The sequence below is a fragment of the Streptomyces sp. NPDC050997 genome (assembly GCF_040660135.1).
GTDB lineage: Bacteria > Actinomycetota > Actinomycetes > Streptomycetales > Streptomycetaceae > Streptomyces.
Genome location: NZ_JBFAGK010000004.1, coordinates 126149 through 152721, shown reverse-complemented (window position 1 = coordinate 152721; position 26573 = coordinate 126149). Strand labels below are relative to the sequence as shown.

Genomic DNA, 26573 nt, shown 5'->3' with positions numbered 1-26573 from the left:
TGGGACGCAGTCCCGGGGAGGAGCCCCGGGCCAGAGCCCCGGAGCCCCCGCGGGGTGCAGGGGCGAAGCCCCCGCAGAGGGGTGCAGGGGACGCAGTCCCCGCCGGGGTCGAATGGGCGGAGCCCCTGGGGATGGGACGGGTAGGGGCGGCGGGGGCGAAACCCCTCTAGGACGCGAACAGACGTACCGGCCACGCCGCATGCACCTCAGCAGAGATCTCCAGCAACGGCGCGGACCCCGCGGGCAACGCCTCGACCCCTTCGTCGAGAACCGACCGCGCCGCCTCCACCGCCGCATCCGCGACCCGGTCCACCTCCGGCGCCAACCGGGCCAACACCCCCGTAGCGTCAAAGGGATCCAGACTCAGCAACCGCACCGTCGCAGACGCCGGCCCGCTCACACTCTCGTACAGCGCGCAGTACGCCGCATCAACGGGCCCCAGCCCCGCCGCCCGGGCCGCGAGCCCGAGCACCACCGGCTGATGCGCCCCCTTGGGGAACTCCCGTGCCAGCGCGTCGAGTTCCGAGGACGGCCAGGTCGCCCGTGCGGCCCGCATCAGCTGGCGGCCCAGCCTCCGCGCGGCGACCCGCAACGCGGGCGACGGCGTCCGCGCGTCCGCCGCCGCGTCCAACTCCACGGGATCCACGCCGAGTACGGCGGCCGCGGCCAGCGCGGCGGCGACCCGCCCCGTCGTGTGCAAGCGGCCCCGGCAGAAGTCCTCCAGGCTCGCCGCCCCGGTGACCCGGCCCGCCTTGACGGCCGCCTCGGCCCCGCCGGAGTGCGCGTGGCCCCCGGCGGGAAAGCGGCCGTCGGCCAGGACGAGAAGTGCTGCTCGTGACATGGGATCCGTGCCCTCAGAAGAGGAAGTAGCGCTGGGCCATGGGCAGTTCGGCGGCCGGAGTCGCCTCGACGAGCTCCCCGTCGATGTGCACGGCGAAGCTGTCCGGGTCGACCCGCACCAACGGCCGCGCGTCGTTCTCGCGCATGTCCGCCTTGGTCACGCCCCGCGTCGACTCGATGGCGACGAAGCGCTTGCCCAGCCGCAACCGCTCCGGCAGCCCGTCCTCGATCGCGAGCGGTGCCACGAAGTTGAACGAGTTGGAGCCGGGTGCCCGCCCGATCGCCCCGTACATCGGACGCGGCAGGATCGGCTGCGGGGTCGGGATGGAGGCGTTCGCGTCGCCCATCTGCGCGTACGCGATCTGCCCGCCCTTGATCACCAGGTGCGGCTTGACGCCGAAGAACGCGGGTTCCCACAGCACCAGGTCGGCGAGCTTGCCGGACTCGACGGAGCCGATCTCGTGGGCGAGGCCCTGGGCGACGGCGGGGTTGATCGTGTACTTGGCCACGTACCGCCGTACCCGGTGGTTGTCCGCGCGTCCGTCACCCGGCAGCGCCCCCCGCCGTCGCTTCATCACGTGCGCGGTCTGCCAGGTCCGCAGGACGACCTCGCCCACCCGCCCCATGGCCTGCGCGTCGGAGGAGATGATCGAGATGGCGCCCAGGTCGTGGAGGATGTCCTCCGCGCCGATGGTGGAGGGCCGGATGCGGGACTCGGCGAAGGCGAGGTCCTCCGGCACGGCAGGGTTGAGATGGTGGCACACCATCAGCATGTCGAGGTGTTCCTCGGCGGTGTTGACGGTGAACGGCCGGGTCGGGTTGGTCGAGCTCGGCAGCACGTGCGGCTCGGAGACCACGGTCATGATGTCAGGCGCGTGCCCGCCGCCGGCGCCCTCGGTGTGGTACGCGTGGATGCCGCGGCCGGCGATCGCCGCGAGGGTGTCCCCCACGAACCCGGCCTCGTTCAGGGTGTCCGTGTGGATCGCGACCTGGATCCCGGTCCGGTCGGCGACGGTCAGCGAGGCGTCGATGACGGCCGGGGTGGAGCCCCAGTCCTCGTGCAGTTTCAGGCCGAGCGCGCCGCCGCGGATCTGGGACAGCATCGCCTCGTGGGAGACGGTGTTGCCCTTGCCGAGGAAGCCGATGTTCAGGGGGTACTGCTCCATCGCCTCCAGCATCCGGGCCAGATGCCACGGACCGGGCGTGACGGTGGTCGCCTTGGAACCCTCGGCCGGTCCGGTGCCGCCGCCGACCAGCGTGGTGACGCCCGCGGACAGTGCCTCGTCGGCGATCTGCGGACAGATGAAGTGGACGTGCGCGTCGACCGCGCCCGCGGTCAGGATCCGGCCGTTGCCCGCGATGATCTCGGTCTCCGGTCCGATGACCAGGTCGGGGTGCACCCCGTCCATGGTGTCGGGGTTGCCCGCCTTGCCGATCCCGGTGATCCGCCCGTCGCGGATGCCGATGTCGGCCTTGACGATGCCCCAGTGGTCGACGATCACGGCACCGGTGATGACGGTGTCGGGGGTGCCCTCCGCCCGCGTGGCCCGTGACTGGCCCATGGACTCGCGGATGACCTTGCCGCCGCCGAACACGGCCTCGTCACCGGCCAGTCCCGGCCCGCCGGAACGGTCCTCCTCGATCTCGATCAGCAGGTCGGTGTCGGCGAGCCGGACCCGGTCGCCGGTCGTCGGTCCGAACAGGTCGGCGTACTCGGCACGCGATATCTCAGGCATCGAGGGCACCTCCGGTCTCCCCGCGCAGGCCGGGCACCACACGGGCCCCGGCCAGCGGCACGAGTTCGACGTCGACGGGGATGCCGGGCTCGAAGCGCACGGCGGTGCCGGCGGCGATGTCGAGGCGCTTGCCGCGGGCGGCACCGCGGTCGAAGTCCAGCCCGGGGTTGGCCTCGGCGAAGTGGTAGTGGGAGCCGACCTGGACGGGCCGGTCGGCGGCGTTGAGGACGGTCAGCCGGGTGACCTCGCGGCCCTCGTTGTAGACGATCGGATCGTCCGCGAACAGGATCTCTCCGGGAATCATGGCGGCCTCTCCCGTCAGACGATCGGGTCGTGGACGGTGACGAGCTTGGTGCCGTCCGGGAAGGTCGCCTCGACCTGGACGTCGTGGATCATCTCGGCGATGCCCTCCATGACGTCGTCCCGGGTGAGCAGCTTGCGCCCGGACGCCATGAGTTCGGCCACGGTACGACCGTCCCGGGCGCCTTCGAGGATGTGCGACGTGATGAGGGCGACGGCCTCGGGGTGGTTCAGCTTGAGTCCACGGGCCCGGCGCTTCTCGGCCACGTCGGCCGCCACGTGGATGAGCAGTCTCTCTTGCTCGTGCGGGGTCAGTTGCACGTCCCACCTCACAGTCCTCGCTCCGGACCGTGCGGGGTCCGGTTGCCGCTGCCCCGGGGCAAAGTCCCTGGTGGCGTGGAGGGGCAGGCTAGTTGGACTGGGTTTCAACCAAGTTAACCGAGCTGTGATCCGTTCCGGTGTCCGACTGCGGGTCCGACTGCGGGTCCGACGGGGTGTCCGACTGCGGGAGCGGCATGCTCATCAACGCCTGTAGACCGTCCCGCAGGACCTCGACCGGAGCGGGCCCGAAGAGCGACTGCTGGGCGATGAAGCCCAGCACGGCTGCGATCATCGTGCGGGCCACGTGGTCCGGTGCGATGTCCGGGCGCATGATCCCGGCTTCCTGGTAGGCCTCCACGATCCGCCCCCATGCCGCCCGTACGGCGTCGTACCCCTCGGTCAGGACGGCCGCCAGCGACTCGTTGCGCGGGATCTCCGACCACACCTGGACGACCAGACGCGGGAAGGCGGGCACCCCGTCGAGGGTGAGGCCCGCCCGCAGGGCGAGAGCCCGGCTCAGGACGGCGGCCGCCAGCTGGTCCGGCGGCGGTGGCGGGCTCTGCCGGGCCGCCGCCTCGAAGGCCGCGTGCACCTCCCCGAGCACCTCGCCGACGATCGCCGCGATCAGCTCCTCCTTGCCGCTGAAGTAGCGGTACACCGCTCCCGCCGAGAGGTCGGCCTCCTTCAGTACGTCCTGCATCGACGTGGCGTGGAAGCCGTTACGGGCGAAGCAGAGCGCCGCCGCGTCGAGGATCTGCCGACGCCGGGCGTCGAGGTGTGCCTGGGATACGCGTGCCATGGTCGACAACTTAAAACGAACGTTCCTTCTTGACAAGGGATACGGATGGCGGGACGGTGAAGCCGTACCTAAAACGAACGATCCTTCTTTTTAGCAGACCGTCCCAGATCCGAGGAGCCCGCCCCGTGTCCACCCCATCCGCCGCCCAGCCCACGCCCCGAAAGCTGCCGTACACACCTCGCTTGGTCGCCGTCGTCCTCCTGGTGCCCCTCCTCGCGGTCCTCGCCCTGTGGGCCTTCGCCTGGCCCGCGGCCCGTACCGCCCCGCGCGACCTGCCGCTCGGTGTGGCTGGGCCGGCTGCCGCGGTGGCTCAGGTGGAGCGGCAACTCCGACAGCGGGAGGGTGCCTTCGAGATCCACCGCTACGCCGACGAGGCCGCCGCGCGGGACGCCGTCGAGGAGCGGACCGTATACGGCGCGGTCGTCGTCACCGCCGAGGGTCCCGAGCTGCTGACCGCGTCGGCGGCGAGCCCGTTCGTCGCACAGCTGCTCCAGCAGGCGGTGACGCGGTCGGCGGGCGCCGAGGGCGCCGGGGTCAGGACCGTGGACGTGGTCGCCGCGCCCGAGAAGGACCCACGCGGCGCGGCCCTGAACGCGAGCGTGCTTCCGCTGGCCCTGGCCGGTATCGCGGGAGGCGCGGCGGTGACCGTGCTCGGACTGCGCGGCCTGAGCGCCGTGACCGCGCTGGTCGGCGCGTCCGCCCTGGTCGGCGCGGCCGCCGCCGGGATCGCGCACAGCTGGCTAGGGGCACTCACCGGCGACTGGTGGACGGAGGCCGGGGCGCTCGGGCTGGCGACGCTCGCCGTCAGTTCCGCCGTGGCGGGGCTCGCCGCGCTGATCGGGCCGCCCGGCATCGGGATCACCGCGGGCCTGGTGATGCTGGCGGGCAATCCGTTCTCCGGCGCGGCCTCGGCACCCCAGATGCTGCCCGAGCCGGTCGGGACCATCGGTCAGTGGCTGCCGCCCGGCGCGGGCACGACACTGCTGCGCTCGGTGTCGTTCTTCGACGGCGCGGCGGCGACCGGGCCCGTACTGACCCTGAGCTGGTGGGCCGTACTGGGCCTGGGGGCCGTACTGCTCGGCAACGCGCTCAAGGCACGCGCGGAGAACACCACGCCCACGACCGGGAGGGAGCTGGCGCCCGTCGGCTGACCCCGCCGATCGACCCGGTAGACCGTGCACCCCCGCACCGGCGGACGGGGTGCACGGTCTCTTCGTTCATGCGGGCCCGGCCCCTCGGTGATGTGCCGCGATACCGAACCGCTGCTGTTCACGCGGGACTGAGGCGACCTCGCGGACGGTGGAGACCGCGCTGATCACCTGCTCCTCCGCGGGCTCCTGGAGTTCCTCCAGCCGTTCGAGGTCGGCGGCGGAGACCAGGGCGACAAGGGGTTTTCCGTGCCGTGTCACGACCACCCGCTCCCCGCCGTACACCACCCGGTTGATCAGGTCGGCGAGCTCAGCCCTGGCTTGCGTCACCGGAATCTCGTAGGCCATACCCCCATCATAACGTCACGTACGTCCTGTACATTTTTCACAGACGCCGAAGGAGGGGTACCCCATGACCCGACCGTCCGCCCGCCACGTCCTGCCCGAGTTCCACGAACGCACCAGCTCCGGGCACCGGACGATGGATCCGTATTCGAAGCTGCTCGAGGAGCGGATCGTCTTCCTGGGGACGCCGATCGACGACATCTCGGCGAACGACGTGATGGCCCAGTTCATGTACCTCGAACACCAGGCCCCGGACCGGGACATCTCGCTGTACATCAACTCCCCCGGCGGCTCGTTCACCGCGATGTCGGCGATCTACGACACGCTGCAGTACGTCACGTGCGACGTGGAGACGACCTGCCTGGGCCAGGCCGGCTCGTCCGCCTCGGTGCTGCTCGCCGCGGGCACGCCGGGCAAGCGGAACGCGCTGCCGGGCGCTCGGATGGTGATCCACCAGCCCGCCTTCACCCAGCCGATCCAGGGGCAGGCCAGCGATCTGGCCATCCAGGCCGAGGAGTTGACCCGGGTACGAAGCCGACTGGAGGAGATGCTCGTACGGCACACCGGGCGGACGTCGGAGCAGGTGCACACGGACATCGAGCGGGACAAGATCCTCACCGCCCAGGAGGCCGTGGAGTACGGCCTGGTGGACCGGCTCATCCCGAGCCGCAAGGCCTCACGTCCCGCACCCGGAGCGAGGTGATCCCCGATGCTGCCCGATCTGCCACCGCTGCCCGCCCTCACCAGCGCCGAGGGTGAGTTGATCGACCGTTACCTCGACGTGGTCGACCTGCTCGGCCGGATCAATCCGGCGCAGCACGGGGACACGTACCGAGGACTGCGTGCCGCGCAGGCACTGGTCGGCAAGGCGGCCGCACTGCGGGACGCGCTGGCGCTGATGCACCGTCGGGGCGAGACCGAACTGCACGCCGACACGCTGGCGCGTGCGCTGCGCGTGCTGGACGGGGAGCGCCGCACGGCTCGCGTCACGGTGCCGCCGCGCTCCGACAGTTGACGCACCCCCAGCCGGTCCGGACGCGCCGACCCGCTCCCGCGACGTCCGGACCGGAGCCGAAACGGACCAAACGGGGTACCGCCAATCAGAGTAGACGTGCCTCCATTTTTCGGCCTGACAGGGTTGCGCAACGCGCGTAGTCCGGGGACGAAATGGGGCGTTCCGCTGCTGGTCCAGGCCTCCTCGGGCCCTTCAACACCCCTTCGAACATGGGGGTGTCCACCCGAACGGGTGAGTGGTGAGTAACAACACAAACCCCCGGTTCCATTGGGTTTTTCGGACATCCGTGAGCCAAGATCCCTGACTGACGACAAGACCCCGCCACAACGGCGGGGCGATCCGGGCGGACGCCGAGTCCTGCCGCCGCCCGGATGACCGGTCGACAGAAGTGGATCGGCAGGAGTGGAGGACCCAGGCACGACGGGTCGCCGGAACGGTCACGCCATGACCGGGTCGAGCAGCCCTTGGGGTGAAGCCGCGTCAGCGGCCGGGCAACTTTGTCAGCCCGAATCCGACAGGTCATCCTTCACAGGCGGCTGACGAAGGGTTGCGCATGACTGCGCTCAATCGTGTCCCGTCGCTCATGGTCAGGGCCGGTACGGCCTCGGCCTTCGCCATCGCCGCCGTCGGCGGCTCGGTGGTGGTCCCGGGCGTCGCCTCCGACGCCGCGGCCGCCACACCGGCGACGAAGGCACTGCAGGTCGCGGCGTCCAAGAAGGGCTCCCCGTACAAGTACGGGGCCACCGGACCGAAGAGGTTCGACTGCTCCGGACTGACGCTGTACTCGTTCAAGAAGGCGGGCAAGAAACTGCCCCGCACGGCTGCCCAGCAGTACAACAAGACGCGCCACATCACCTCCAAGAGCCGCAAGGCGGGAGACCTGGTCTTCTTCCACTCGGGCTCGAACGTGTACCACGTCGGCATCTACGCCGGGAAGGGCAAGCTCTGGCACTCCCCGAAGACCGGGGACGTCGTACGGCTGCAGAAGATCTGGACGAAGAGCGTCTGGTACGGCCGGGTCAAGTGACCCTCCCGCGCGGGGTGACGGCGATCTGACCCGCCGTCGCCCCCGTGGGGCCTTCATTCCTGACCGCCTCGCGGCCTCCGGCGCGCCCACCGCTCCGCTACGGCTCCTGCTGTCCCGCCGCCGGCACCGACTCGGCCGGGACGGACCACGGCAGTTCGATGGAGACCGTCTTGCCGCCCTCTCTGGTGGGTCTGACTCTCAGTTTGCCGCCGCACTCCGCGGTCAGCCAACGGATGATCACCATGCCCCGGCCGTTGTCCTGCTGGACGGCGGCCGGCAGCCGTTTGGGGAATCGCGGGTGGCTGTCGGTGACACCGATGCGCAGGTGTTCATCACGGTCGAGCTCGATGTCCACCGTGAAGGTGGGTGACTGTCCGAAGGTGTGCTGTACGGCGTTGGTGGTGAGTTCGGAGACGATCAGCCGGATGGTGTCGGCGATGTCCGTGTCCGCCGCCAGTCCCCACTCCACCAGGGTGGTGAGCACATAGGCGCGGGCCGCGGAGACCGAGGCGGGAACGCTCGACAGAGTGACGGATGCTTCCAGATGATCTGCCATGGCGACGTCGTCCCTTTCCCGCGGGCCCGCAGTCCGACACAGAGCGGATGGTTCGAGTACGGTCCCGGACTGGTACTTCGTCGTCAGAGTGCCATTACCGCGACGGTCACGGGTGGCGATCCACCAAGATATGCATATATCTGTCGCTCGAAGCGGTGAACTCTACGACGGCAGACCGTATTTGGGTGCCTCGGTTGGAGTAAGGAGTAGCCCATGCAGCACGGTCCCGCGGTGCGCCGCCGGAAACTGGGCGCGGAACTGCGTTCCCTGCGCACCGGTACCGGGCTCACGAGTGGTGAGGCGGCCCGGTTGGTGGGCTGGCACCAGTCGAAGGTGAGCCGGATCGAGACCGGCGCCAGCGGGGTGAAACCGGCCGATGTGCGATTACTGCTGGACGCCTACGGAGTGCGCGACGCCCAACTACGGGAGTTGCTGCTGGTGTTGGCGGGGCCAGACGAGAGCGCCGGCCGGCATCACTGGTGGCACGCGTATCGCGGAGTACTGCCGCCCACCTACCGGGACTTCATCAGCCTGGAGTCGCAGGCCGGCACGATGCGCACACTGGAGACCTCCGTGGTGCCCGGGTTGTTGCAGACGCCGGAGTACGCCCGGGCGGTGACCAGGGCGGCGGTCGACGGCCTGGACGACGAGCGGGTGGACGCCCTGGTCGAGGTGCGGTTGGCCAGGCAGGACGTGCTGCGGTCGCAACCGCCGCTGGAGCTGGACGCCGTGCTGGACGAGGCGGTGCTGCGGCGCGAGGTCGGCGGACCCGAGGTGATGGAGCACCAGCTGGAGCGCCTGGTCGAGGCGGCGCGACTGCCCCAAGTGCGGTTGCAGGTACTGCCGTTCGCGGCCGGAGCGCACATCGGTGTCACCGGGCCTTTCGTTATCTTCTCATTTTCGAGCACATCTGATCTGGACGTGGTTGTTCTCGACCACTTGACGAGTAGCCTCTATCTCGAACGGAAAGAAGACCTTCAGGCCTACACCGAGGCCTTCAACGCCCTTCAGTTCCATGCCCTTTCGCCCGAAGACTCGTTGGATTACATCGCCGCAATAGGTGATGGCGCGTAAGGAGGCACCATGCCCGCACTGCCTCGGCACGTACCTTCCAGTACCGATCTTCCCGACACGCGGTGGCTGCGCAGCAGTTACAGCACCGGAGCGAACAACTGCGTCGAGACGGCCCAGCCGGAGACCGGCCACTGGGCCGGTCTGCTCGCCGTACGCGACTCCAAGGACCCGGCCGGACCCGCGCTGCTCTTCTCCCCCGAGAGCTGGACGGGATTCACGACCGCGATCCGGTCCTGATCAGACCGTCCGGCCCATCAGGGTGCGGCGCCCGGCCGTGTCACGCCGACTCATGGTCGTGTCTCGCCGATCACCCGTACAGCGCGTTCGATCTGCCCCGCGGAGAGGTCCGCGCGGGCGGTCAGTCTCAGCCGTGAGATGCCGTCGGGCACGGAAGGAGGTCGGAAGCAGCCCACGACCAGCCCGGCGGTACGGCAGTCGGCCGCCCAGCCGACCGCCGCCTCGGGGGACGGCGCGCGCACCGAGACCACCGCGGCGTCCGGGCGTACCGCCTGCAGCCCCGCGGCGGTCAGGCGTGCGTGGAGTTCGCCCGCGACCGCGCGGGCCCGCGCCGCCCGCCGCGGCTCTCGGCGCAGCAGCCGCAGCGCCGCCAGCGCCGCGCCGGTCGCCGCGGGGGCGAGGCCGGTGTCGAAGATGAACGTCCGGGCCGCGTTGACCAGGTGGTCGATCACCCGGGCGGGGCCGAGCACGGCGCCGCCCTGACTGCCGAGCGACTTGGACAGCGTGACCGTCACGACGACGTCGTCGGCCCCCGCGAGGCCCGCCGCCTGCGGGGCGCCGCGACCGCCGTCGCCCAGGACCCCGAGTCCGTGGGCGTCGTCGACCACCAGCCCCGCGCCGCGCTCCCGGCACGCAGCGGCGAAGGCGGCCAGCGGGGCCGCGTCGCCGTCCACCGAGAAGACCGTGTCGGACACGACCACGGCGGGGCCCTCGTGCGTCCGCAGGGCCTTGTCCACGGCGTCCGGGTCGGCGTGCCCGACGACCTGGGTGGTGCCCCGGGCCAGCCGGCAGCCGTCGATCAGTGAGGCGTGGTTGCCGGCGTCGGAGACGATCAGCGAGCCGTGCGGGGCGAGCGTGGTGACCGCGGCCAGGTTCGCCGCGTAGCCCGACGAGAAGACGAGGGCCGCCTCGAAGCCGCAGAAGTCGGCCAGCTCGCGTTCCAGCTCGGCGTGGAGCGCGGTGGTCCCGGTGACCAACCGGGAGCCGGTCGCGCCGCCGCCCCAGGTCCGGGCGGCCCGGGCCGCGCCCTCGGTGACCTCGGGATGACGGGCCAGGCCCAGGTAGTCGTTGCTCGCGAGGTCCAGGAGCGGCGAGTCGGCGGGGCGGGGGCGCAGCGTCCGTACGAGTCCGGCGCGGCGGCGCCGTTCCGCCTCCTCATCGATCCAGCCGAACGCCATCGGTCCTCCAGGGCTTTTGGCTTCTGTAGGCAGTGCACAGACATTATTTGTAGGCAGTGAACAGACACTAGCGGGACAACCAGGCACCCCGTGTGTGGCGATACCCACACCTGAAAGCGCCTCTGTTGTGCGAACTCTCCTTGGCCCCGGACGGCTCCTTACGACAGGATCGGCTCTCATGGACCTGCTGAACACGCTGGTGGAAAAGGGGCTACGGCGCGAGGTGCCGAGCCGCGAGGAGGCGCTCGCCGTCCTCGCCACTTCCGACGACGACCTGCTCGATGTGGTGGCAGCGGCCGGCAAGGTACGCCGCCACTGGTTCGGCCGACGAGTGAAACTCAACTACCTGGTCAACCTCAAGTCGGGCCTGTGCCCGGAGGACTGCTCCTACTGCTCGCAGCGGCTCGGCTCAACCGCCGGCATCCTCAAGTACACCTGGCTCAAGCCCGATCAGGCCTCCGAGGCGGCTGCGGCCGGGTTGGCGGGAGGCGCCAAACGGGTGTGCCTGGTGGCGTCCGGGCGTGGTCCCACCGACCGGGACGTGGACCGGGTCGCGGGCACCATCAGGACCATCAAGGAACAGAACGAGGGCGTCGAGGTGTGCGCCTGTCTCGGGCTGCTCTCCGACGGCCAGGCGGAGCGGCTGCGCGAGGCGGGCGCGGACGCCTACAACCACAACCTGAACACGTCCGAGGCGACGTACGGGGACATCACGACCACCCACACGTACGCCGACCGGGTGGACACGGTCACCAAGGCGCACGCGGCCGGCCTGTCGGCCTGCTCGGGTCTGATCGCCGGTATGGGCGAGTCGGACGAGGACCTCGTCGACGTGGTCTTCTCGCTGCGCGAGCTGGACCCGGACTCGGTTCCGGTCAACTTCCTGATCCCGGTCGAGGGCACCCCGCTGGCCAAGGAGTGGAACCTCACCCCGCAGCGCTGCCTCAGGATCCTGGCCATGGTCCGGTTCGTCTGCCCGGACGTGGAGGTCCGCATCGCCGGCGGCCGTGAGGTCCATCTGCGCACCATGCAGCCCCTCGCCCTCAACCTGGCCAACTCGATCTTCCTCGGCGACTACCTCACCACCGAGGGGCAGACGGGCAAGGCCGACCTGGAGATGATCGCGGACGCCGGGTTCGAGGTGGAGGGCACCGACCAGGTCACCCTCCCCGAGCACCGGGTGACGGCCCAGGGCGGCTGCGGGTCGCACGCCGGCGGGGGCGCCGGGTGCGGGTCCCACGAGGAGGCGGGCTCCGGGTCCCGGGAGGGCACCGGGTGCGGGTCGCACGCGGACGGCGGGGTGTGCGGTTCCGCTCCCGCGGCCACAGCGGCCGAGCCCCGGACGGATCTGGTCGCCGTACGCCGTCGGGGTGCCGGAACGGACCTCGCACCCAATGCCTGACCTGCCGATGCCCGAGCTGACCGTGCCGGAGCTGCTGGAACTGGACCGGCGCCACGTCTGGCATCCGTACGGTCCCATGCCCGGCCGGCAGGAACCGCTCGTCGTGGAGTCGGCGAGCGGGGTGCGGCTGAGGCTTCGGACGGCCGACGGTGCGGATACCGAGGTCGTCGACGGGATGTCGTCCTGGTGGTCGGCGATCCACGGCTACGACCACCCGGTGCTGAACGAGGCCGCGCGTGAGCAGCTCGGGCGGATGAGCCATGTGATGTTCGGCGGGCTCACGCACGAGCCCGCCGTACGACTGGCGAAGCTCCTTGTCGACATGTCGCCCGACGGTCTGGAGCATGTCTTCCTCGCCGACTCGGGGTCGGTGTCGGTCGAGGTCGCGGTCAAGATGTGCCTGCAGTACTGGCGCTCGCTCGGCCGCCCCGCGAAACAACGGCTGTTGACCTGGCGCGGTGGGTACCACGGCGACACCTGGCAGCCGATGTCGGTGTGCGACCCCGAGGGCGGGATGCACGAGCTGTGGAGCGGGGCGCTGCCCCGGCAGGTCTTCGTGGACGCGCCGCCCGCCGGATACGAGGAGTCGTACGCCGAGCGGCTGCGCTCCGCGATCGCACGTCACGCCGACGAGCTGGCCGCGGTGATCGTCGAGCCGGTGGTGCAGGGCGCCGGGGGGATGCGGTTCCACTCCCCCGCGTATCTGCGGGTGCTGCGCGAGGCGTGCGACGCGCACGACGTGCTGCTGGTGTTCGACGAGATCGCGACCGGGTTCGGGCGCACGGGCGCGCTGTTCGCGGCGGAGCACGCGGCGGTGACTCCGGATGTGATGTGCGTGGGCAAGGCGCTGACCGGCGGCTATCTGACGATGGCGGCGACGCTGTGCACCGCGCGCGTGGCCGACGGCATCTCACGCGGCGAGGTCCCGGTGCTCGCCCACGGCCCCACGTTCATGGGCAACCCGCTGGCGGCCTCCGTCGCCTGCGCCTCCATCGAACTGCTGCTGGGCCAGGACTGGCTGTCGGAGGTCAAACGGATCGAGGCGGGGCTGCGGGAGGGACTGGCCGCGGCGTCCGAGCTGCCGGGGGTGAAGGACGTCCGGGTCCTCGGCGCGATCGGTGTCGTCCAGCTCGACCATGACGTCGACATGACGGCGGCCACGGAGGCCGCCGTGCGTGAGGGCGTGTGGCTGCGGCCCTTCCGCGACCTCGTCTACACGATGCCGCCGTACGTCACCGACGACGCGGACGTGGCGGGGATCGCGCGGGCGGTGTGCGCGGCGGCGCGAGAGGGGTGAGCGGGTTGGGCGGGTTGAGCGGCACGGGTGCGTCGCGTGGTGGGCGGCGCGCGTGGGACGGGTGTGGTGAGCGGCACGGGCGAGTGGGAGTGATGACATGCCGGTCCTGGTGATCACGGGCACGGGTACGGAGATCGGCAAGACGGTCACGACCGCCGCCGTCGCCGCGGCCGGCCTCGCGGCCGGGCGGTCGGTGGCCGTGCTGAAGGCCGCGCAGACGGGCGTACGACCGGACGAACCGGGGGACGCCGAGGAGGTGACCCGGCTCGCGGGTGCCGTGACGGCGACCGAACTCGCCCGGTATCCCGACCCGTTGGCGCCCGCGACGGCGGCCCGCCGGGCCGGACGGGCTCCGGTGCGCCCGCGGGACATCGCCGAGGCCGCCGCCAAGCTGGCCACCGAGCACGATCTGGTGCTGGTCGAGGGGGCGGGCGGACTGCTCGTCCGGTTCGACGCGGCGGGCGGGACGCTGGCCGACGCGGCCGAACTGCTGGCGGCGCCGGTGCTGGTGGTGGTGTCGGCGGGTCTGGGCACCCTGAACACCACGGAACTGACGGCACGTGAACTCCGGGCGCGGGGCCTCGATCTGGCCGGAATCGTGATCGGGAGCTGGCCCGACGTGCCGGATCTGGCGTCGCGCTGCAATCTCGCGGACCTGCCGGAGGTGTCCGGGGCGCCCCTGCTCGGGGCCCTGCCCGCCGGTGCCGGGACGCGCGACCCCGCCGACTTCCGCACGGCGGCGCCGAGTTGGCTGACGCCACGGCTGGACGGCACCTGGGACCCGGAGGCGTTCCGAAGGCGCGAGGCTCCCTGAGGGCTGCCCCCTTCCGCGAGGAGTCGCACTCCGGACCTGAGGCCCGGCGGGCGGCGCGGTGCGGCGCGCCGAAGCACTCGAACACCCGGGCAGCGCGGCGCCGGACAGCGGCTCCGGACAGCGACTCCGGGCGGGCGCGTTCGAAGTCGCGGGTGCCGCGCGCAGGCAGGTCGCGTGCGGCGCGGTAGTGCTCGCCGGCTTCGGCGCCGGGCGGGCGCGTTCGACGTCGCGGGTGCCGCGTGCAGGCAGGTCGCGTCCGGTGCGGTAGTGCCCGCCGGCTTCGGCGCCGGGCGGGCGCGTTCCCGGGTGCCGCGCCCGTGCAGGTCGCGTCCGGCGCCGCAATGCTCGCCGGCTTCGACGCCGGGCGAGCGCGTTCGAAGCCGCGGGTACCGCGCCCGTGCAGGTCGCGTCCGGCGCGGTAGTGCCCCCCCCGGTTTCGGCGCCGGGCAGGCGCGTTCGACGTCGCGGGTACCGCGCCCGTGCAGGTCGCGTCCGGCGCGGTAATGCTCACCGGTTTCGGCGCCGGGCAGGCGCGTTCGACGTCGCGGGTACCGCGCCCGTGCAGGTCGCGTCCGGCGCGGTAATGCTCACCGGCTTCGGCGCCGGGCGCGGGCAGGCACGGCGGCGGGTGCTGAGCGCCAGGTCGTCCGGACCGCGCGCACCCCGGACACCACCGCGATGCTGAGCGGCGCGACCCATGTCGGCCGCGTCCTCGACGACGTCCCGCGCCGGAGCGTGGACGCGGGTGACGTCGCGGCGGGGGTGCGACGGGCCCGTCCGGGGGAGAATCGGGGGGGGACGTCCGCCTGCGAGGGAGGTTGCCATGCCACGACCGCTCCGGCCCACCGGCTCCGGCAAGGTGTCCCGGGATCCCGTCCACCACCCGCTGTTCGCCCGGTACTACGCCCGGGCCAGTGTGAGCGCCGAGACCAGGATGGGCATGGGCCGGATCCGCGAACGGATGCTCGCCGGACTGTCCGGGCGGGTGATCGAGATCGGTGCGGGCAACGGCCTGAACTTCGCCCACTATCCGCGCACGGTCTCGGAGGTCGTGGCGATCGAACCGGAGCGTCTGCTACGGCAGTTGGCGGTGGAGTCCGCCCTGCGCTCCGGGATGCCCGTCGACGTGGTGCCGGGCACGGCTGAGGCGCTGCCGGTCAAGAGCGAGGCCTTCGACGCGGCGGTGATCTCGCTGGTGCTGTGCAGCGTGCGGGCTCTGCCGCGCGCCCTCGGGGAGGTGCGCCGGGTGCTGCGGCCCGGTGGCGAGGTGCGGTTCTTCGAGCACGGCCGGGGCGGCGGCCGGGCGATGAGGTTCACCCAGCGCGCGCTCGACCGCACGGTGTGGCCGGCCCTGAGCGGCGGCTGTCATCTGGCCCGCGACCCGGTCGCCGCGCTGCGCGACGCCGGATTCGAACTCGGCCCCTACCGGCGGATGTGGATGCCGGAGAACGGTCCGAAGCTGCCCATGTCGTACTGCGTGCTGGGCACCGCGTGGCGTCCGGCGACCGAGGTGTCCGTCGACGGGCGGTGATCACAGGCTCCACCGGCGCAGTTCGTCCGCGATGTCGTGGACCGAGGCGTCGCCGTCCTTGACCAGCCGGGCGAGGTCGCGGACCTGCTCGGGCGAGGTCGTGACCTTGAGTCCGCCGGCCACCAGATAGGCGTACGCGACCGCGGTGGCGAAGAGCGCGTTGGAGCGCTCCAACGCGGGGATGTGGATGAGGAGTTGGAGCAGCGCGGCGGCACGTGCGTGCGGGCTGTCGTAGACCGGGACCTCGAATATCTCGGCCTCGTGGCGCGCTACGGCGGCGACGAGGGCGCCCCAGTCGGTGACCTGGGGGTCTCCCGGCGTCTTCTGCTCGGCGAGCATCAGGAGCCAGGCGAGGTCGATACGCAGATCGCTCAACGACCCTCGCGCTCCGAGCCGAACTCCTCGGCGAAGACGGACTCGTACTGCTTCATGAAGTCGGCGGCGGCGTCCACGAAGGTGTGGCCCACCTCCCCGGTGTCCTGCTTGACCAGTTCCTCGATGTAGCGGTTGACGCTCATGCCACGGGCCAGGGCACGCTCACGGGCCGCGCGGGCCGTGCCCTCGTCCACGCGCACGTTCAGCTGGGTCTTCGCCATACCCAGAAGCTAGCGCTGAATCGCTAGCACCGGCAAGTGGTCCTCCCGGAGGTGGAGGGTGCCCCTTACATCGATATCAGGGGCCCGACCTGGGGTGGAGAACACCCGGGACCCACGGGGGATACCGAGTGTGTGCCGGATCACATTAGGCTCGCCCGGATGGAGACGCCGTACGTCCCGAAAGCGACGGGAAAGTCCTCCGTCCAGAAGCACAGTCCTACGTCCGGAATCGAGGAGGCAGTCTTGTCCACCCCTGCTGCTCAGCATGTGCCGGGCCAGGCGCCGGCCGACGGGGTCGCCGCCCGCGCCCGCGGTCTGACCAAGGCGTACGGCTCGGGCGAGACGACGGTGCTGGCCCTGGACTCGGTGGACGTGGACATCGCGCGTGGCCGGTTCACCGCGGTCATGGGGCCCTCCGGCTCCGGGAAGTCCACGCTGATGCACTGTCTGGCGGGGCTCGACACCGTGTCGGCCGGGCAGGTGTGGCTCGGCGACACCGAGATCACGGGGCTGAAGGACCGCGAGCTGACCCGGCTGCGGCGGGACCGGATCGGGTTCATGTTCCAGTCGTTCAACCTGATTCCGACGCTGAACGCGGCCGAGAACATCACCCTGCCCATGGACATCGCGGGCAAGAAACCCGACGAGAAGTGGCTCGACCAGGTCATCGACACGCTCGGGCTGCGGGACCGGCTGCGGCATCGCCCGTCCCAGCTCTCCGGCGGCCAGCAGCAGCGGGTCGCGTGCGCGCGGGCGCTGGCCTCCCGTCCTGAGCTGATCTTCGCGGACGAGCCGACCGGCAACCTGGACTCACGGGCGGGTCTGGAGGTCCTCGGGTTCCTGCGCGAGGCGGTGGACCAGCTCCGGCAGACGGTGGTGATGGTCACCCACGACCCGGGCGCCGCCGCCCACTCCGACCTGGTGCTCTTCCTGGCGGACGGACGGATCGTCGACCAGACGGAGCACCCGACGGCGGATGCGGTCCTCGAACGCATGAAGCGCTTCGACGTGACCCGCGCCCCGTTCGACGGGGCTCCCGAGGCCGAGGGCCGGGGCCCCCTCCACAAGGAGGGCTGACCTCGTGCTGAAGGCGACGCTCCGTAGCTTCCTCGCCCACAAGGGGCGCCTGCTGCTCTCGGCCCTGGCCGTCGTCCTGTCCGTGGCGTTCGTGGCGGGCAGCCTGATCTTCTCCGACACGCTCAGCCGGACCTTCGACCGGCTCTTCGCCTCGACCGCGCCCGACGTCACCGTCAGCCCGACGGAGAACCTCGACGAGGCGGTGCCGTCCGGCATGACAGCCACCCTGCCGGCCGCGCTCGCGAGGCGGGTGGCCGCGGTCGACGGGGTCGCCGCGGCGCGTGCCGACGCCGAGGTGCAGAACATCACCGTCGTGGACAGCGAGAACGAGTCCGTCGGTCCGACCACCGGCGCCCCCACCATCGGCACCGACTGGAATCCCGACCAGCGCAGCCCCGTCGAGCTCACCTCCGGCCACGCGCCGCGCGGGCCGTCCGAGGCGCTGCTCGACTCGGAGTCCGCCGACCGCAAGGGCGTACGGGTCGGGGACACGCTCACCGTGATCGCGGGACCGGGTTCGTTCAAGGTCCAGGTCGTCGGGATCGCCACCTTCACCACCACCAACCCCGGTGCCGCGCTGCTCTTCCTCGACACCCCGACCGCGCAGTCGAAGCTGCTCGGTGACACGAAGGCCGCCACGAGCATCTCGGTCGACGCCGACGAGGGCGTGAGCGACGCACAGCTGAAGCAGCGGGTGGTCGCCGCGCTCGGCGCGAACCGCTACGAGTTCCGGACCGCCGACGAGCAGGCCGAGTCGGACGTCGAGCAGTTGGGCGGCTTCCTCGACGTCATCAAGTACGTCATGCTCGGCTTCGCCGGGATCGCCGTGCTGGTCGGTGTGTTCCTGATCGTCAACACCTTCTCGATGCTGATCGCGCAGCGCACCCGCGAACTGGGCCTGCTGCGCGCGCTCGGCGCCGACCGGCGTCAGGTCCGCCGCTCGGTCCTCACCGAGGCGCTGCTGCTCGGACTGGTCGGCTCCACGCTGGGTCTGGCCACGGGCATCGGGCTCGCGGCCGGGCTGATCGCCCTCATGAACACGCTCGGCATGAACATCAAGTCGAGCGAGATGGTGATCGGCTGGGGCACACCCGTCGCGGCGTACGTCGTCGGTGTCGGCGTCACCTTCGTCGCCGCGTATCTGCCGGCCCGGCGGGCGGCGGGTGTCTCGCCGATGGCGGCCCTCGCGGACGCCGAGATCGCCGGCATCGGCAGGCCGCTCAGGACGCGCGCGATCGTGGGCGGCGTGATCGGGGCGGCCGGCGCGGCCGCGCTCGTGGGCTGCGGCACCGCGTCGAAGACCGCTTCGGCGGCCTCCCTGCTGGGCCTCGGCGTCCTCCTGACCCTGCTGGCCACCGTCATGGCGGGCCCGTTGCTGGTACGCCCGGTGATCCGGGTGCTCGGCGGTGCCTTCCCCGCGCTGTTCGGGTCCGTCGGCCGGATGAGCCAGCGCAACGCGTTGCGCAATCCCCGCCGCACCGGCGCCACCGCGGCCGCCCTGATGGTCGGCCTCGCCCTGGTCGGCGGGATGTCGGTGGCGAGCGCGTCGATGACCAAGTCCTTCGACCAGCAGATCGACAAGACGCTGGGCGCCGACTACGTGATCCAGAACGGCAACTTCCTGCCCTTCCCGCAGGAGCTCACCGACGCGGTGCGCGAGACCCCGGGCGCCGGGCTCGTCGTACGGTCGCGGTTCACTCCGGTCGCGGTGCGGCTGCCGGACGGCGACCGTGTGGAGACGACCGCCGCGGGCTACGACCCCCAGCTCGACAAGGTCGCCCGCATCACCTACGCGCAGGGCGACACCGCGGCGGCGCTCGCGCCCGGCCACATCGCCATGGACGTGGACTTCGCGCGCGATCACGACGTACGGGTCGGCAGCGCGATCCCCGTCGAGTTCCAGGGCGGACGCTCCACCGAACTGACCGTGGGCGCCCTCACCGACCAGGAGTCCGCCGAGGGGTTCGGAACCCAGGGCGGCCTGTACTTCGGCCTGGGTGCCCTGGAGCGGTTCGCGCCGGGCGGGCAGGACTCCGCGCTGTACGTGAACGCGGCCTCGGGGACGAGCGACGATGAGTTGCGCAATAGCCTGGAGCGGACGCTCGACCCCTATCCGCAGGTGCAGGTGCGCGACCTGGCCGACTACAAGAAACTGATCCACGATCAGATCTCGGTTCTGCTCTACCTGGTGTACGCGCTGCTGGGGCTGGCGATCGTCATCGCGGTGCTCGGGGTGGTCAACACCCTCGCCCTGTCCGTCGTGGAGCGCACCCGGGAGATCGGACTGCTGCGGGCGATCGGGCTGGCCCGGCGCCAGCTGCGCCGGATGATCCGGCTGGAGTCGGTGGTGATCGCGGTGTTCGGCGCGGTATTGGGGCTCGCGTTGGGGCTGGTGTGGGGCGTGTGCATCCAGCAGGTGCTGGCGTTGCAGGGCATGAACGCGCTGGCGATTCCCTGGACCACGATCGTGGCGGTGGTGGTCGGCTCGGCGGTGGTGGGGGTGGTGGCGGCGCTGCTGCCCGCGTTGCGTGCGTCCCGCATGAACGTGCTGGCGGCGATCGCACACGAGTGATGGAATCGGGACGGGTTCTCAAGTCGCTTGTCACTGAGGAGAGTTGATGCCCCGTCCGTTCCGCTTCGGTGCCAGCATGATCGTCCCCGCCCCGGCCGAGGAGTGGCGCGCCAAGTGCCTGAGGGCCGAGGAACTCGGTTGCGACGTGATCCTGGTCCCCGATCATCTCGGGATGGTCGCGCCGTTCCCGGCCCTGGTCGCGGCGGCGGAGGCGACCGAACGGCCACGGCTGGGCACGTTCGTGCTCAACGCCGGCTTCTGGAACCCGGCGCTGCTGGCCCGCGAGGTCGCCACCACGGACGCGCTCACCGGCGGGCGGCTGGAGCTGGGCCTCGGCACCGGGTACGTGGCGGCGGAGCACGACACGGCCGGCCTGCCGTACGGTTCACCGGGCGAGCGAGTGGACCATCTGCGGCGCACCGTCGAGGAGATGGAACGGCTGCTGGGCTCGCCGGACCACCTGCCGCGGCCCGTACAGAGGCCACGCGTCCCGTTGATGGTCGGCGGCAACGGCGACCGCGTACTGCGACTCACCGCCGAGCACGCCGACATCGCCGCCTTCACCGGGGCGCGTCCGGTGCCGGGGAGCACGACGGGGCAACTGCTGCCGATCTCGCCCGAGGAGCTCGACGAACGGGTGGGCCGGTACCAGGAGTTGGCCCGGGGCCGCGAGGAACCGGCGGAACTGAACCTCCTCCTCCAGCTGGTGGCCGTCACCGAGGACCGTGAGGCGGCTGTCCGACCCCTGGTGGAGCGAGTGCCGGGCGCCACCATGAAGGGAGCCCTGGAGCTGCCTCTGCTGCTGGTGGGCACCCTGGACCAGATCGTCGCGCAGGTACTGGCGCAGCGGGAGCGGTACGGCTTCTCGTATCTGACGGTCCTGGAGCCGTACATGGAGGCGTTCGCGCCGGTCATGGCGGAGTTGCGGGGCCGGTGACCGGCGGACGGGCGAGAACCGGCAGGCAGGTGGTGACCGGCACGGGTCGGGGGCGGGATCGGGGTCGGGGTCGGGGGCGGGGCTGCCCGGATTCTCGTACGCCGCTACGAACGCGACAAGTCCGGCGAGCGAGGGCATCCTTCTCCCGCGAGCTCGGCTTCTACTGGCCCAGCCAGAGGTCCGGGCCGAAGACCTCGTAGTGGATCCGCTCGGCGGGCACGCCGAGCCGCAGCAGGTCGCCACGCACCGCCCGCATGAACGGCAGCGGTCCGCACAGGTAGGCGGTCAGGTCCGCCGGGAGGTCCAGGCCGCTCATGTCGGCTTGGCCGACCGCCGCCTCCGGTGTCTGGTCGCCTGCAACCTCGTACCAGAGGTGGTGCCGCGCGTTCGGCAGTGCCCGTATCAGGGCGAGTTGCTCCGCGCGGTGCGCGTGGTCGGTGGTGGAGCGGTCGGCGTGGACCGCGATGACGGGGCGGCCGGAGCCGGTGGAGGCCAGGTGGTCGAGCATGGCCAGCATGGGCGTGTTGCCGATCCCCGCGGACGCCAGCAGCAGCGGGCCGTCGCCCTCGGGCAGGACCAGGTCGCCGAACGGCGCCGACACGGTGAGCGTGTCGCCCGGCTGTGCGTGTTCGTGGAGCCACGCCGAGACCTCGCCGTCCGGCTTCGCCGCGCCGTGGACGCGCTTGACGCTGATGCGCCAATGCTGCAGGCCGGGGGCGGAGGAGAGGCTGTACTGGCGGATCTGCCGGGCGCCGTCAGGGAGTTCGACCTGGACGCTGACGTACTGGCCCGGCCGGAAGGAGGCAGTCGGGCGTCCGTCGGTGAACCGCAGGAGGAAGGAGACGACATCGGGTGTCTCCTGGCGCCGCTCAGTGATCTCCATACGCTGCCAGACCTCGCCCTCCGGGGCGCCCGTTGCCTGGTAGAGGCGCGCCTCGATGGCGATGAGCGCGTTGGCCATGAGCCAGTAGACCTCGTCCCAGGCCGCGGCGACCTCGGGGGTGACCGCGTCACCGAGTACCTCGGCTATCGCCGCGAAGAGATGGCGGTGGACGATCTCGTACTGGCCGGAGGTGATGCCGAGCGAAGCGTGCTTGTGCGCGATCCGCGCGAGCATCGCGTCTGGGCGGACGTCCGGCTTCTCCAGCAGCAGGCCCGCGAACGCGGCGATGGAGCCGGCCAGTGCCTTCTGCTGATCCCCGTTGGCCTGGTTGCCGCGGTTGAACAGGTCCCGCAGCAGCTCGGGATGGGCCTCGAACAGCTTGCGGTAGAACAGCTCGGTGATGTTCCCGATGGCGGCTCCGACCGCCGGAAGGGTGGCCCGGACGACGGGGGCAGACTGCTCGGACAGCACTGCGGCTCCTAATAGGTAAATTAGATTCGCATTTTGATGTGGGCGTGACCGCGCCCCATGGGCCGTGATGGCCGGGCGCACGCCAGGGGCTTGGACTACTGCGGCGGGGGGCCGTTGAGGGCGAGCAGCACCGGCCCGGTGGGCGAGGTGACGAGGTCCGCCACGGTCAGCGGGTCGAGCGTGGCGTAGAACGCCTCCTGGGCGTCGCGCAGTGCGCGCCGCAGGCGGCAGGCTCCGCGCAGGGGGCACGGCGGGTCGTCGCAGGAGACGACCTCACCCTCACCTTCGAGTTCACGCACCAGCCAGCCCACCGAGGCTCGTCGGCCGAGGCCGGTCAGGGCGAGGCCGCCGCCACGGCCGCGCCGGGCCTCGACCACACCGAGGTGCTGCAGGCGCGTGATCGCCTTCGCCGCGTGCGTGTGCCGCACGTCCATGGCTTCGGCCACCTCACGGGTGGTGAGCACCTCGTCGTCGGCACAGACCGCCAGGCGCATGACGGAACGCAGTGCCAGGTCGGTGAACTTTGTCAGTCGCACAGCCCTGACGGTATCAAATACGAATGTTAGATTCCTATTTGAATGAGTGACCAAGGTACATCGAAGGGTGGCAGTGGTGATGGTGGCAGACGGCGGCTGTTCGAACCGGGCCGACGGGGCGCCGGTGCCCCGGGTTCTGTTCGACACCGGAACGCTGGAGACGCTCGACCCGGCGTCGACGGGCGCGGTGTGGCGGCTGGCGGAGCCCGGCCGGCAACTCGACGCCAACATCGTCCGGATCCCGTCCGAGCAACGCGTCGAAACCCATGCCGAGCCGGACCTGGACGTGCTCCTGGTGGTCGTGGCCGGAGACGGCACCCTGGTCACCCCTGACGGGCCGTGCCCCCTGGTCGAAGGCAGCCTCGCCTGGCTGCCCCACGGCTCCACCCGTGGCCTTGTCGCGGGCCGGCGGGGCATGTCGTACCTGACCGTTCACCGGCGTCGGCCCGGCATGCGGATCCAGTCCGCCGGAAACCGCCAGGACCAGGGGCCCGGCTGAGCTGACCGCTGCCCTGAACGCGAGAGCACGTCGTCGATCAAGCCCTGAGGGGATCACGGCGGGCTCGTGGCGGGCGCGGACCCGGGACCGAGCCCGACCCGCTCGATTCCTCGGCACGAAAACCGTTCGCCAGACGGGCCGGCGCTCTGCTTGGCTCGCCCCATGAGTGATCTTCAGGTCCGCTTCGCCACCCTCTCGGACATCGACGCCGTGTTGCGGTTCTGGCGCGAGGCCGCAGAAGGAACGAGCATCAGCGACGACCACGACGGAGTGGCCCGGCTCATCACACGAGACCCCGAGGCGCTGCTCCTCGCAGAGCGCGACGGCCTTCTCACGGGGACCGTGATAGCGGGCTTCGACGGATGGCGATGCTCCGCCTACCGGCTGGCCGTACACCCGGACCACCGCCGGCAAGGCATCGCCACCGCCCTGCTCGAAGCGGCAGAACGACGATTCACCAGCCTGGGCGGGCGACGGGTCGACGCCATGGTCCTGGAAGCCAACGACCAGGCCCAGCACGCTTGGGCCGCGACTGGCTACCATCGCGAGGACCACTGGCGGCGCTGGGTCAAGCCGCTGTAGGCACGGGCAGCACGCGGCACGCGGCACGCGGCACGCGGCACGCGGCACGCAGCACGCAGCACGCGGCACGCAGCACGCAGCACGCAGCACGCAGCACGCAGCACGCAGCACGCAGCACGCAGCACGCAGCACGCAGCACGCGGCACGCAGCACGCAGCACGCGGCACGCGGCAGCGGATGTTCGTGAGCCGCGAGGACGCGACGGCCGGCGCTGCGTGAAGGCGTTCACCGACGGACGCGCGGTCTCCCGATCACGCTTTCGTCCATCCTTTACCGTTGGAGGGCCAGCGTCCTCCATGAAAGGTGTGAGCGTCCGCCCATGGGCGAGCCTCCCGGTACGCGACAGCGCGCGATCGCGGTCCTAGCTGCCCTGTCCGATCATGGGACAGAGGTGAACCGATGACCGAGCTGGGCCTCCTGCTGGTGGCGATCTTGCTGTCGCTGGCCTGTGGTGCCTTCGTCGCCGCCGAGTTCTCGCTGACCACCGTCGAACGCAGCGAGCTGGAACGCGCGGTGGAGCGTGGCGAGCGGGGTGCCGCCGGCGCCCTGAAGGCCGTACGGAATCTGACCTTCCAGCTCTCCGGCGCGCAGCTCGGCATCACGGTCACCAACCTGGTGGTCGGCATGCTCTCCGAACCGTCGATCGCCGCGCTGATCGCGGGCCCGCTGGAGTCGCTGGGTATCACCCGGTCCACGGCGAACTCGCTCGCCCTGGTACTGGGTACCGCCCTGTCGACGGTGTTCCTGATGGTCGTCGGCGAGCTGGTGCCCAAGAACTGGGCGATCTCCTCGCCGCTGGCCGTGGCCAGGCGGGTGGGCAACGGGCAGCGCTGGTTCAGCGCCGCCTTCCGCCCCTTCATCAGCCACCTCAACAACACCGCCAACCGCGTGGTGCGTGTGTTCGGCCTGGAGCCCGCCGAGGAACTGGCCTCGGCGCGCGGCCCTCAGGAACTGGCCGCGCTGGCCCGGCACTCGGCGCGGGAGGGCGCCCTGGAGGCGGACACCGCCGAGCTGTTCGTACGGACACTGAACCTGGCCGACCTGACCGCGGAGAACGTGATGACACCGCGCGTCCAGGTCATCGCCCTCGACGTCCAGGCGACCTGCGAGGACGTGGCGAACGCGACCCGGGCCACGGGCCTGTCCCGGTTCCCGGTCTACCGCGGCAACCTGGACTCGGTCGTGGGAATCGCCCACATCAAGGACGTCCTGGCGGTACCCGCCCAGCGCCGCCCCCTGGTCCGGGTCTCCGAGATCACGCGCGAGCCGCTCCTGGTACCGGAGTCCCTCACCGTCGACCGGCTGCTGGACCGGCTGTCCGGCAAGCGGACCATGGCCGTCGTCATCGACGAGTACGGCGGCACGGCGGGCGTGGCCACCCTGGAGGACATCGTCGAGGAGGTCGTGGGCGAGGTGCGGGACGAGCACGACCCGCACGAGACGCCCGATCTGGCCCCCGCAGGCGCCGACGACGAGGGGCGCACCCTCTACTCCGCCGACGGCTCCGCCCGCATCGACCAGCTCGCACGCGTCGGCCTGCGGGCGCCCGAGGGGCCGTACGAGACACTGGCCGGCTGGGTCGCGACGGAGCTCGGCCGGATTCCCGCCATCGGTGACCGGGTCGAGGCCGCGGGCTGGCGGCTGGACGTGGTGGACGCGTCGGGTCACAGGGCCGCGCGGCTGCTGCTGCACGCGCCGTTGGCGGAGGAGACGACGGAGGTGGAGGACAGGTGACCGCCGTCCAGTTGCTGATCGGTCTGGCGACCCTCGTCGTCAACGCCTTCTTCGTGGGCGCCGAGTTCGCGCTGATCTCCGTGCGCCGCAGCCAGATCGAGCAGTCCATCGAAGCCGGCGCGGAGGGCGACCGACGCGCTAAGAGCGTGCTGTGGGGTCTGGAGCACGTGTCGGCGCTGATGGCGGCCGCGCAGCTCGGCATCACCCTGTGCACCCTGGTGCTCGGTGTGGTCGCGGAGCCCGCGATCGCACATCTGCTGGAGCCGGTGTTCCACGCGGTGGGCGTCCCCGAGGGCGCCGGACACGCGGTCTCCTTCGTCATCGCGCTGACGGTGGCGACCTATCTGCACATGCTGCTCGGCGAGATGGTGCCGAAGAACATCGCGCTCGCCGAGCCGGTGCGCAGCGCGCTGCTGCTCGGGCCGCCGCTGGTCGCCCTGGCCCGTGCGCTGCGCCCGGTGATCTTCACGATCAACGCCTTCGCGAACGCCCTGCTCAAGCTGTTGCGGGTCGAGACCAAGGACGAGATCGCGGCCACCTTCTCGGACGCCGAGCTGGCCCGGATCGTGCGGGACTCCGGCGAGGCGGGCCTGATCGACGACCGGGCGCAGGAGCGGCTGCGCGACGCGCTGGAGCTGGGACGCCGGCCGGTGCGGGACGTGGTGCTGCCGCTGGACCGCGTGGCCTACGTGTACCTGGGTGTCACGCCCGAGCGGCTGGAGGCGCTGTCGGCGGAGACCGGCTACTCCCGTTTCCCCGTGGTGGACGAGGGGCGCCGCATCATCGGCTACCTCCATGTCAAGGACGCGCTGGACAAGGCCCCGCGGGACCTGCCGTTCGAGCACCGGGACATGCGGGCCATCGCCCGGGTGCGGGAGAGTACACCGCTGGACGACGTCATGACGGCGATGCGTCGCAGCCGTACCCATCTCGCGGCCGTGCTGGGCGCGGACGGGCGGCTGACCGGGCTGGTGACCATGGAGGACGTACTGCGGGAGCTGTTCGGTCAGCGGACCTGAGCGGGGCACAGCCGCACGCTCCGCCGGGAACGGGTACCCCGGGCCGA

General features: G+C 71.3%; 29 protein-coding genes and 1 riboswitch. Of the genes, 17 read left to right on the top strand and 12 right to left on the bottom strand.

The window, feature by feature from the left end; genetic code table 11:
• Positions 1-166: 166 nt before the first annotated feature.
• The 5 genes from AB0H86_RS10685 to AB0H86_RS10665 form a co-directional block, all read right to left on the bottom strand.
• On the bottom strand, positions 167-841 hold the full coding sequence (locus AB0H86_RS10685; protein ID WP_362435662.1) for an urease accessory UreF family protein: 675 nt from the start codon (positions 839-841) through the stop codon (positions 167-169).
• A gap of 13 nt (positions 842-854) precedes the next feature.
• Positions 855-2576 carry an urease subunit alpha gene (locus tag AB0H86_RS10680; RefSeq protein ID WP_362435660.1) on the bottom strand — a complete coding sequence of 574 codons (1722 nt, stop codon included), beginning with the start codon at positions 2574-2576 and terminating at the stop codon, positions 855-857.
• On the bottom strand, positions 2569-2880 hold the full coding sequence (locus tag AB0H86_RS10675; protein WP_362435658.1) for an urease subunit beta: 312 nt from the start codon (positions 2878-2880) through the stop codon (positions 2569-2571). The genes AB0H86_RS10680 and AB0H86_RS10675 overlap by 8 nt, the downstream gene beginning before the upstream one ends.
• 14 nt (positions 2881-2894) lie before the next feature.
• Complete coding sequence (locus tag AB0H86_RS10670) at positions 2895-3197, bottom strand: urease subunit gamma (protein WP_362435657.1); 303 nt, start codon at positions 3195-3197, stop codon at positions 2895-2897.
• Between the two features lie 88 nt (positions 3198-3285).
• A complete protein-coding gene (locus AB0H86_RS10665; protein WP_362435655.1) occupies positions 3286-3996 on the bottom strand; it encodes a TetR/AcrR family transcriptional regulator in 711 nt (236 codons plus the stop codon).
• Positions 3997-4121: 125 nt separating this feature from the next.
• On the opposite strand from AB0H86_RS10665, the gene AB0H86_RS10660 reads away from it, so the two are divergent.
• Positions 4122-5147, top strand: a complete 1026-nt coding sequence (locus AB0H86_RS10660) for an ABC transporter permease (RefSeq protein ID WP_362435653.1) — start codon at positions 4122-4124, stop codon at positions 5145-5147.
• Between the two features lie 66 nt (positions 5148-5213).
• Here AB0H86_RS10660 and AB0H86_RS10655 read toward each other — a convergent pair whose 3' ends face one another.
• A complete protein-coding gene (locus AB0H86_RS10655; RefSeq protein WP_362435652.1) occupies positions 5214-5492 on the bottom strand; it encodes a type II toxin-antitoxin system Phd/YefM family antitoxin in 279 nt (92 codons plus the stop codon).
• A gap of 64 nt (positions 5493-5556) precedes the next feature.
• Between AB0H86_RS10655 and AB0H86_RS10650 the strand changes: the two genes are divergently transcribed.
• The 3 genes from AB0H86_RS10650 to AB0H86_RS10640 all read left to right on the top strand — a co-directional run bounded on the left by AB0H86_RS10650 (position 5557) and on the right by AB0H86_RS10640 (position 7531).
• Positions 5557-6192: an ATP-dependent Clp protease proteolytic subunit gene (locus tag AB0H86_RS10650; RefSeq protein WP_362435650.1), complete on the top strand. Its 636-nt coding sequence runs from the start codon at positions 5557-5559 to the stop codon at positions 6190-6192.
• A gap of 6 nt (positions 6193-6198) precedes the next feature.
• A complete protein-coding gene (locus AB0H86_RS10645) occupies positions 6199-6504 on the top strand; it encodes a hypothetical protein (protein ID WP_362435648.1) in 306 nt (101 codons plus the stop codon).
• A gap of 338 nt (positions 6505-6842) precedes the next feature.
• Positions 6843-7054: riboswitch (cyclic di-AMP (ydaO/yuaA leader) on the top strand.
• A 3-nt stretch (positions 7055-7057) separates the two neighbouring features.
• On the top strand, positions 7058-7531 hold the full coding sequence (locus AB0H86_RS10640; RefSeq protein ID WP_362435646.1) for a C40 family peptidase: 474 nt from the start codon (positions 7058-7060) through the stop codon (positions 7529-7531).
• 97 nt (positions 7532-7628) lie between these two features.
• On the opposite strand, the gene AB0H86_RS10635 is transcribed toward AB0H86_RS10640, so the two are convergent.
• Positions 7629-8087: an ATP-binding protein gene (locus AB0H86_RS10635; RefSeq protein ID WP_362435644.1), complete on the bottom strand. Its 459-nt coding sequence runs from the start codon at positions 8085-8087 to the stop codon at positions 7629-7631.
• Between the two features lie 213 nt (positions 8088-8300).
• Here AB0H86_RS10635 and AB0H86_RS10630 point away from each other — a divergent pair, with 213 nt between their 5' ends.
• A complete protein-coding gene (locus tag AB0H86_RS10630) occupies positions 8301-9161 on the top strand; it encodes a helix-turn-helix transcriptional regulator (RefSeq protein WP_362435642.1) in 861 nt (286 codons plus the stop codon).
• 9 nt (positions 9162-9170) lie between these two features.
• Complete coding sequence (locus AB0H86_RS10625; RefSeq protein ID WP_362435640.1) at positions 9171-9398, top strand: DUF397 domain-containing protein; 228 nt, start codon at positions 9171-9173, stop codon at positions 9396-9398.
• Positions 9399-9448: 50 nt separating this feature from the next.
• Here AB0H86_RS10625 and AB0H86_RS10620 read toward each other — a convergent pair whose 3' ends face one another.
• Positions 9449-10576: an 8-amino-7-oxononanoate synthase gene (locus tag AB0H86_RS10620; protein ID WP_362435638.1), complete on the bottom strand. Its 1128-nt coding sequence runs from the start codon at positions 10574-10576 to the stop codon at positions 9449-9451.
• Between the two features lie 178 nt (positions 10577-10754).
• On the opposite strand from AB0H86_RS10620, the gene bioB reads away from it, so the two are divergent.
• The 4 genes from bioB to AB0H86_RS10600 all read left to right on the top strand — a co-directional run bounded on the left by bioB (position 10755) and on the right by AB0H86_RS10600 (position 15620).
• On the top strand, positions 10755-11978 hold the full coding sequence (gene bioB, locus AB0H86_RS10615) for a biotin synthase BioB (RefSeq protein ID WP_362435636.1): 1224 nt from the start codon (positions 10755-10757) through the stop codon (positions 11976-11978).
• A complete protein-coding gene (locus AB0H86_RS10610) occupies positions 11971-13275 on the top strand; it encodes an adenosylmethionine--8-amino-7-oxononanoate transaminase (RefSeq protein WP_362435634.1) in 1305 nt (434 codons plus the stop codon). The genes bioB and AB0H86_RS10610 overlap by 8 nt, the downstream gene beginning before the upstream one ends.
• Positions 13276-13372: 97 nt before the next feature.
• A complete protein-coding gene (bioD, locus tag AB0H86_RS10605; protein WP_362435632.1) occupies positions 13373-14089 on the top strand; it encodes a dethiobiotin synthase in 717 nt (238 codons plus the stop codon).
• A gap of 823 nt (positions 14090-14912) precedes the next feature.
• Positions 14913-15620 carry a class I SAM-dependent methyltransferase gene (locus AB0H86_RS10600; protein ID WP_362435630.1) on the top strand — a complete coding sequence of 236 codons (708 nt, stop codon included), beginning with the start codon at positions 14913-14915 and terminating at the stop codon, positions 15618-15620.
• On the opposite strand, the gene AB0H86_RS10595 is transcribed toward AB0H86_RS10600, so the two are convergent.
• Both AB0H86_RS10595 and AB0H86_RS10590 read right to left on the bottom strand, forming a co-directional pair.
• Positions 15621-15995 (bottom strand): fic family toxin-antitoxin system, toxin component, encoded by a 375-nt coding sequence (locus AB0H86_RS10595; RefSeq protein WP_362435628.1) that lies wholly within the window; start codon positions 15993-15995, stop codon positions 15621-15623.
• On the bottom strand, positions 15992-16216 hold the full coding sequence (locus AB0H86_RS10590; protein ID WP_362435626.1) for an antitoxin: 225 nt from the start codon (positions 16214-16216) through the stop codon (positions 15992-15994). Before AB0H86_RS10590 ends, AB0H86_RS10595 begins: the two co-directional genes overlap by 4 nt.
• Before the next feature lie 243 nt (positions 16217-16459).
• Here AB0H86_RS10590 and AB0H86_RS10585 point away from each other — a divergent pair, with 243 nt between their 5' ends.
• Genes AB0H86_RS10585 through AB0H86_RS10575 form a run of 3 tightly spaced genes read left to right on the top strand, consistent with a single transcriptional unit; the run spans position 16460 to position 20802 of the window.
• Positions 16460-17293: an ABC transporter ATP-binding protein gene (locus AB0H86_RS10585; protein ID WP_362435624.1), complete on the top strand. Its 834-nt coding sequence runs from the start codon at positions 16460-16462 to the stop codon at positions 17291-17293.
• 4 nt (positions 17294-17297) lie between these two features.
• A complete protein-coding gene (locus AB0H86_RS10580) occupies positions 17298-19865 on the top strand; it encodes an FtsX-like permease family protein (RefSeq protein ID WP_362435622.1) in 2568 nt (855 codons plus the stop codon).
• Positions 19866-19911: 46 nt separating this feature from the next.
• The gene (locus tag AB0H86_RS10575) at positions 19912-20802 is read left to right on the top strand and encodes an LLM class F420-dependent oxidoreductase (RefSeq protein WP_362435620.1); all 891 of its coding nucleotides are present in this window, start codon (positions 19912-19914) and stop codon (positions 20800-20802) included.
• Positions 20803-20962: 160 nt separating this feature from the next.
• On the opposite strand, the gene AB0H86_RS10570 is transcribed toward AB0H86_RS10575, so the two are convergent.
• Both AB0H86_RS10570 and nsrR read right to left on the bottom strand, forming a co-directional pair.
• Positions 20963-22156: a globin domain-containing protein gene (locus AB0H86_RS10570; protein WP_362435618.1), complete on the bottom strand. Its 1194-nt coding sequence runs from the start codon at positions 22154-22156 to the stop codon at positions 20963-20965.
• Positions 22157-22251: 95 nt separating this feature from the next.
• On the bottom strand, positions 22252-22692 hold the full coding sequence (nsrR, locus tag AB0H86_RS10565; RefSeq protein WP_362435616.1) for a nitric oxide-sensing transcriptional repressor NsrR: 441 nt from the start codon (positions 22690-22692) through the stop codon (positions 22252-22254).
• Between the two features lie 79 nt (positions 22693-22771).
• Between nsrR and AB0H86_RS10560 the strand changes: the two genes are divergently transcribed.
• The 4 genes from AB0H86_RS10560 to AB0H86_RS10545 all read left to right on the top strand — a co-directional run bounded on the left by AB0H86_RS10560 (position 22772) and on the right by AB0H86_RS10545 (position 26526).
• Positions 22772-23191 carry a hypothetical protein gene (locus AB0H86_RS10560; protein ID WP_362436452.1) on the top strand — a complete coding sequence of 140 codons (420 nt, stop codon included), beginning with the start codon at positions 22772-22774 and terminating at the stop codon, positions 23189-23191.
• A 162-nt stretch (positions 23192-23353) separates the two neighbouring features.
• Complete coding sequence (locus AB0H86_RS10555; protein WP_362435614.1) at positions 23354-23773, top strand: GNAT family N-acetyltransferase; 420 nt, start codon at positions 23354-23356, stop codon at positions 23771-23773.
• Positions 23774-24172: 399 nt separating this feature from the next.
• Complete coding sequence (locus tag AB0H86_RS10550; RefSeq protein WP_362435612.1) at positions 24173-25507, top strand: hemolysin family protein; 1335 nt, start codon at positions 24173-24175, stop codon at positions 25505-25507.
• Positions 25504-26526, top strand: coding sequence for a hemolysin family protein (locus AB0H86_RS10545; protein ID WP_362435610.1), 1023 nt, complete (start codon positions 25504-25506; stop codon positions 26524-26526). The genes AB0H86_RS10550 and AB0H86_RS10545 overlap by 4 nt, the downstream gene beginning before the upstream one ends.
• Positions 26527-26573 lie beyond the last annotated feature (47 nt).

What these genes read in the sequence shown, in the direction of transcription:
- AB0H86_RS10650 (WP_362435650.1), top strand. Translation starts at nt 5,557, where the DNA reads ATGACCCGACCGTCCGCCCGCCACGTCCTGCCCGAGTTCCACGAACGC.
- AB0H86_RS10640 (WP_362435646.1), top strand. Translation starts at nt 7,058, where the DNA reads ATGACTGCGCTCAATCGTGTCCCGTCGCTCATGGTCAGGGCCGGTACG.
- AB0H86_RS10560 (WP_362436452.1), top strand. Translation starts at nt 22,772, where the DNA reads ATGGTGGCAGACGGCGGCTGTTCGAACCGGGCCGACGGGGCGCCGGTG.
- AB0H86_RS10575 (WP_362435620.1), top strand. Translation starts at nt 19,912, where the DNA reads ATGCCCCGTCCGTTCCGCTTCGGTGCCAGCATGATCGTCCCCGCCCCG.
- bioD (WP_362435632.1), top strand. Translation starts at nt 13,373, where the DNA reads ATGCCGGTCCTGGTGATCACGGGCACGGGTACGGAGATCGGCAAGACG.
- AB0H86_RS10610 (WP_362435634.1), top strand. Translation starts at nt 11,971, where the DNA reads ATGCCTGACCTGCCGATGCCCGAGCTGACCGTGCCGGAGCTGCTGGAA.
- AB0H86_RS10555 (WP_362435614.1), top strand. Translation starts at nt 23,354, where the DNA reads ATGAGTGATCTTCAGGTCCGCTTCGCCACCCTCTCGGACATCGACGCC.
- AB0H86_RS10590 (WP_362435626.1), bottom strand. Translation starts at nt 16,216, where the DNA reads ATGGCGAAGACCCAGCTGAACGTGCGCGTGGACGAGGGCACGGCCCGC.
- AB0H86_RS10680 (WP_362435660.1), bottom strand. Translation starts at nt 2,576, where the DNA reads ATGCCTGAGATATCGCGTGCCGAGTACGCCGACCTGTTCGGACCGACG.
- AB0H86_RS10620 (WP_362435638.1), bottom strand. Translation starts at nt 10,576, where the DNA reads ATGGCGTTCGGCTGGATCGATGAGGAGGCGGAACGGCGCCGCCGCGCC.
- AB0H86_RS10630 (WP_362435642.1), top strand. Translation starts at nt 8,301, where the DNA reads ATGCAGCACGGTCCCGCGGTGCGCCGCCGGAAACTGGGCGCGGAACTG.
- AB0H86_RS10685 (WP_362435662.1), bottom strand. Translation starts at nt 841, where the DNA reads ATGTCACGAGCAGCACTTCTCGTCCTGGCCGACGGCCGCTTTCCCGCC.
- AB0H86_RS10665 (WP_362435655.1), bottom strand. Translation starts at nt 3,996, where the DNA reads ATGGCACGCGTATCCCAGGCACACCTCGACGCCCGGCGTCGGCAGATC.
- bioB (WP_362435636.1), top strand. Translation starts at nt 10,755, where the DNA reads ATGGACCTGCTGAACACGCTGGTGGAAAAGGGGCTACGGCGCGAGGTG.
- AB0H86_RS10675 (WP_362435658.1), bottom strand. Translation starts at nt 2,880, where the DNA reads ATGATTCCCGGAGAGATCCTGTTCGCGGACGATCCGATCGTCTACAAC.
- AB0H86_RS10625 (WP_362435640.1), top strand. Translation starts at nt 9,171, where the DNA reads ATGCCCGCACTGCCTCGGCACGTACCTTCCAGTACCGATCTTCCCGAC.
- AB0H86_RS10655 (WP_362435652.1), bottom strand. Translation starts at nt 5,492, where the DNA reads ATGGCCTACGAGATTCCGGTGACGCAAGCCAGGGCTGAGCTCGCCGAC.
- AB0H86_RS10635 (WP_362435644.1), bottom strand. Translation starts at nt 8,087, where the DNA reads ATGGCAGATCATCTGGAAGCATCCGTCACTCTGTCGAGCGTTCCCGCC.
- AB0H86_RS10550 (WP_362435612.1), top strand. Translation starts at nt 24,173, where the DNA reads ATGACCGAGCTGGGCCTCCTGCTGGTGGCGATCTTGCTGTCGCTGGCC.
- AB0H86_RS10645 (WP_362435648.1), top strand. Translation starts at nt 6,199, where the DNA reads ATGCTGCCCGATCTGCCACCGCTGCCCGCCCTCACCAGCGCCGAGGGT.
- AB0H86_RS10600 (WP_362435630.1), top strand. Translation starts at nt 14,913, where the DNA reads ATGCCACGACCGCTCCGGCCCACCGGCTCCGGCAAGGTGTCCCGGGAT.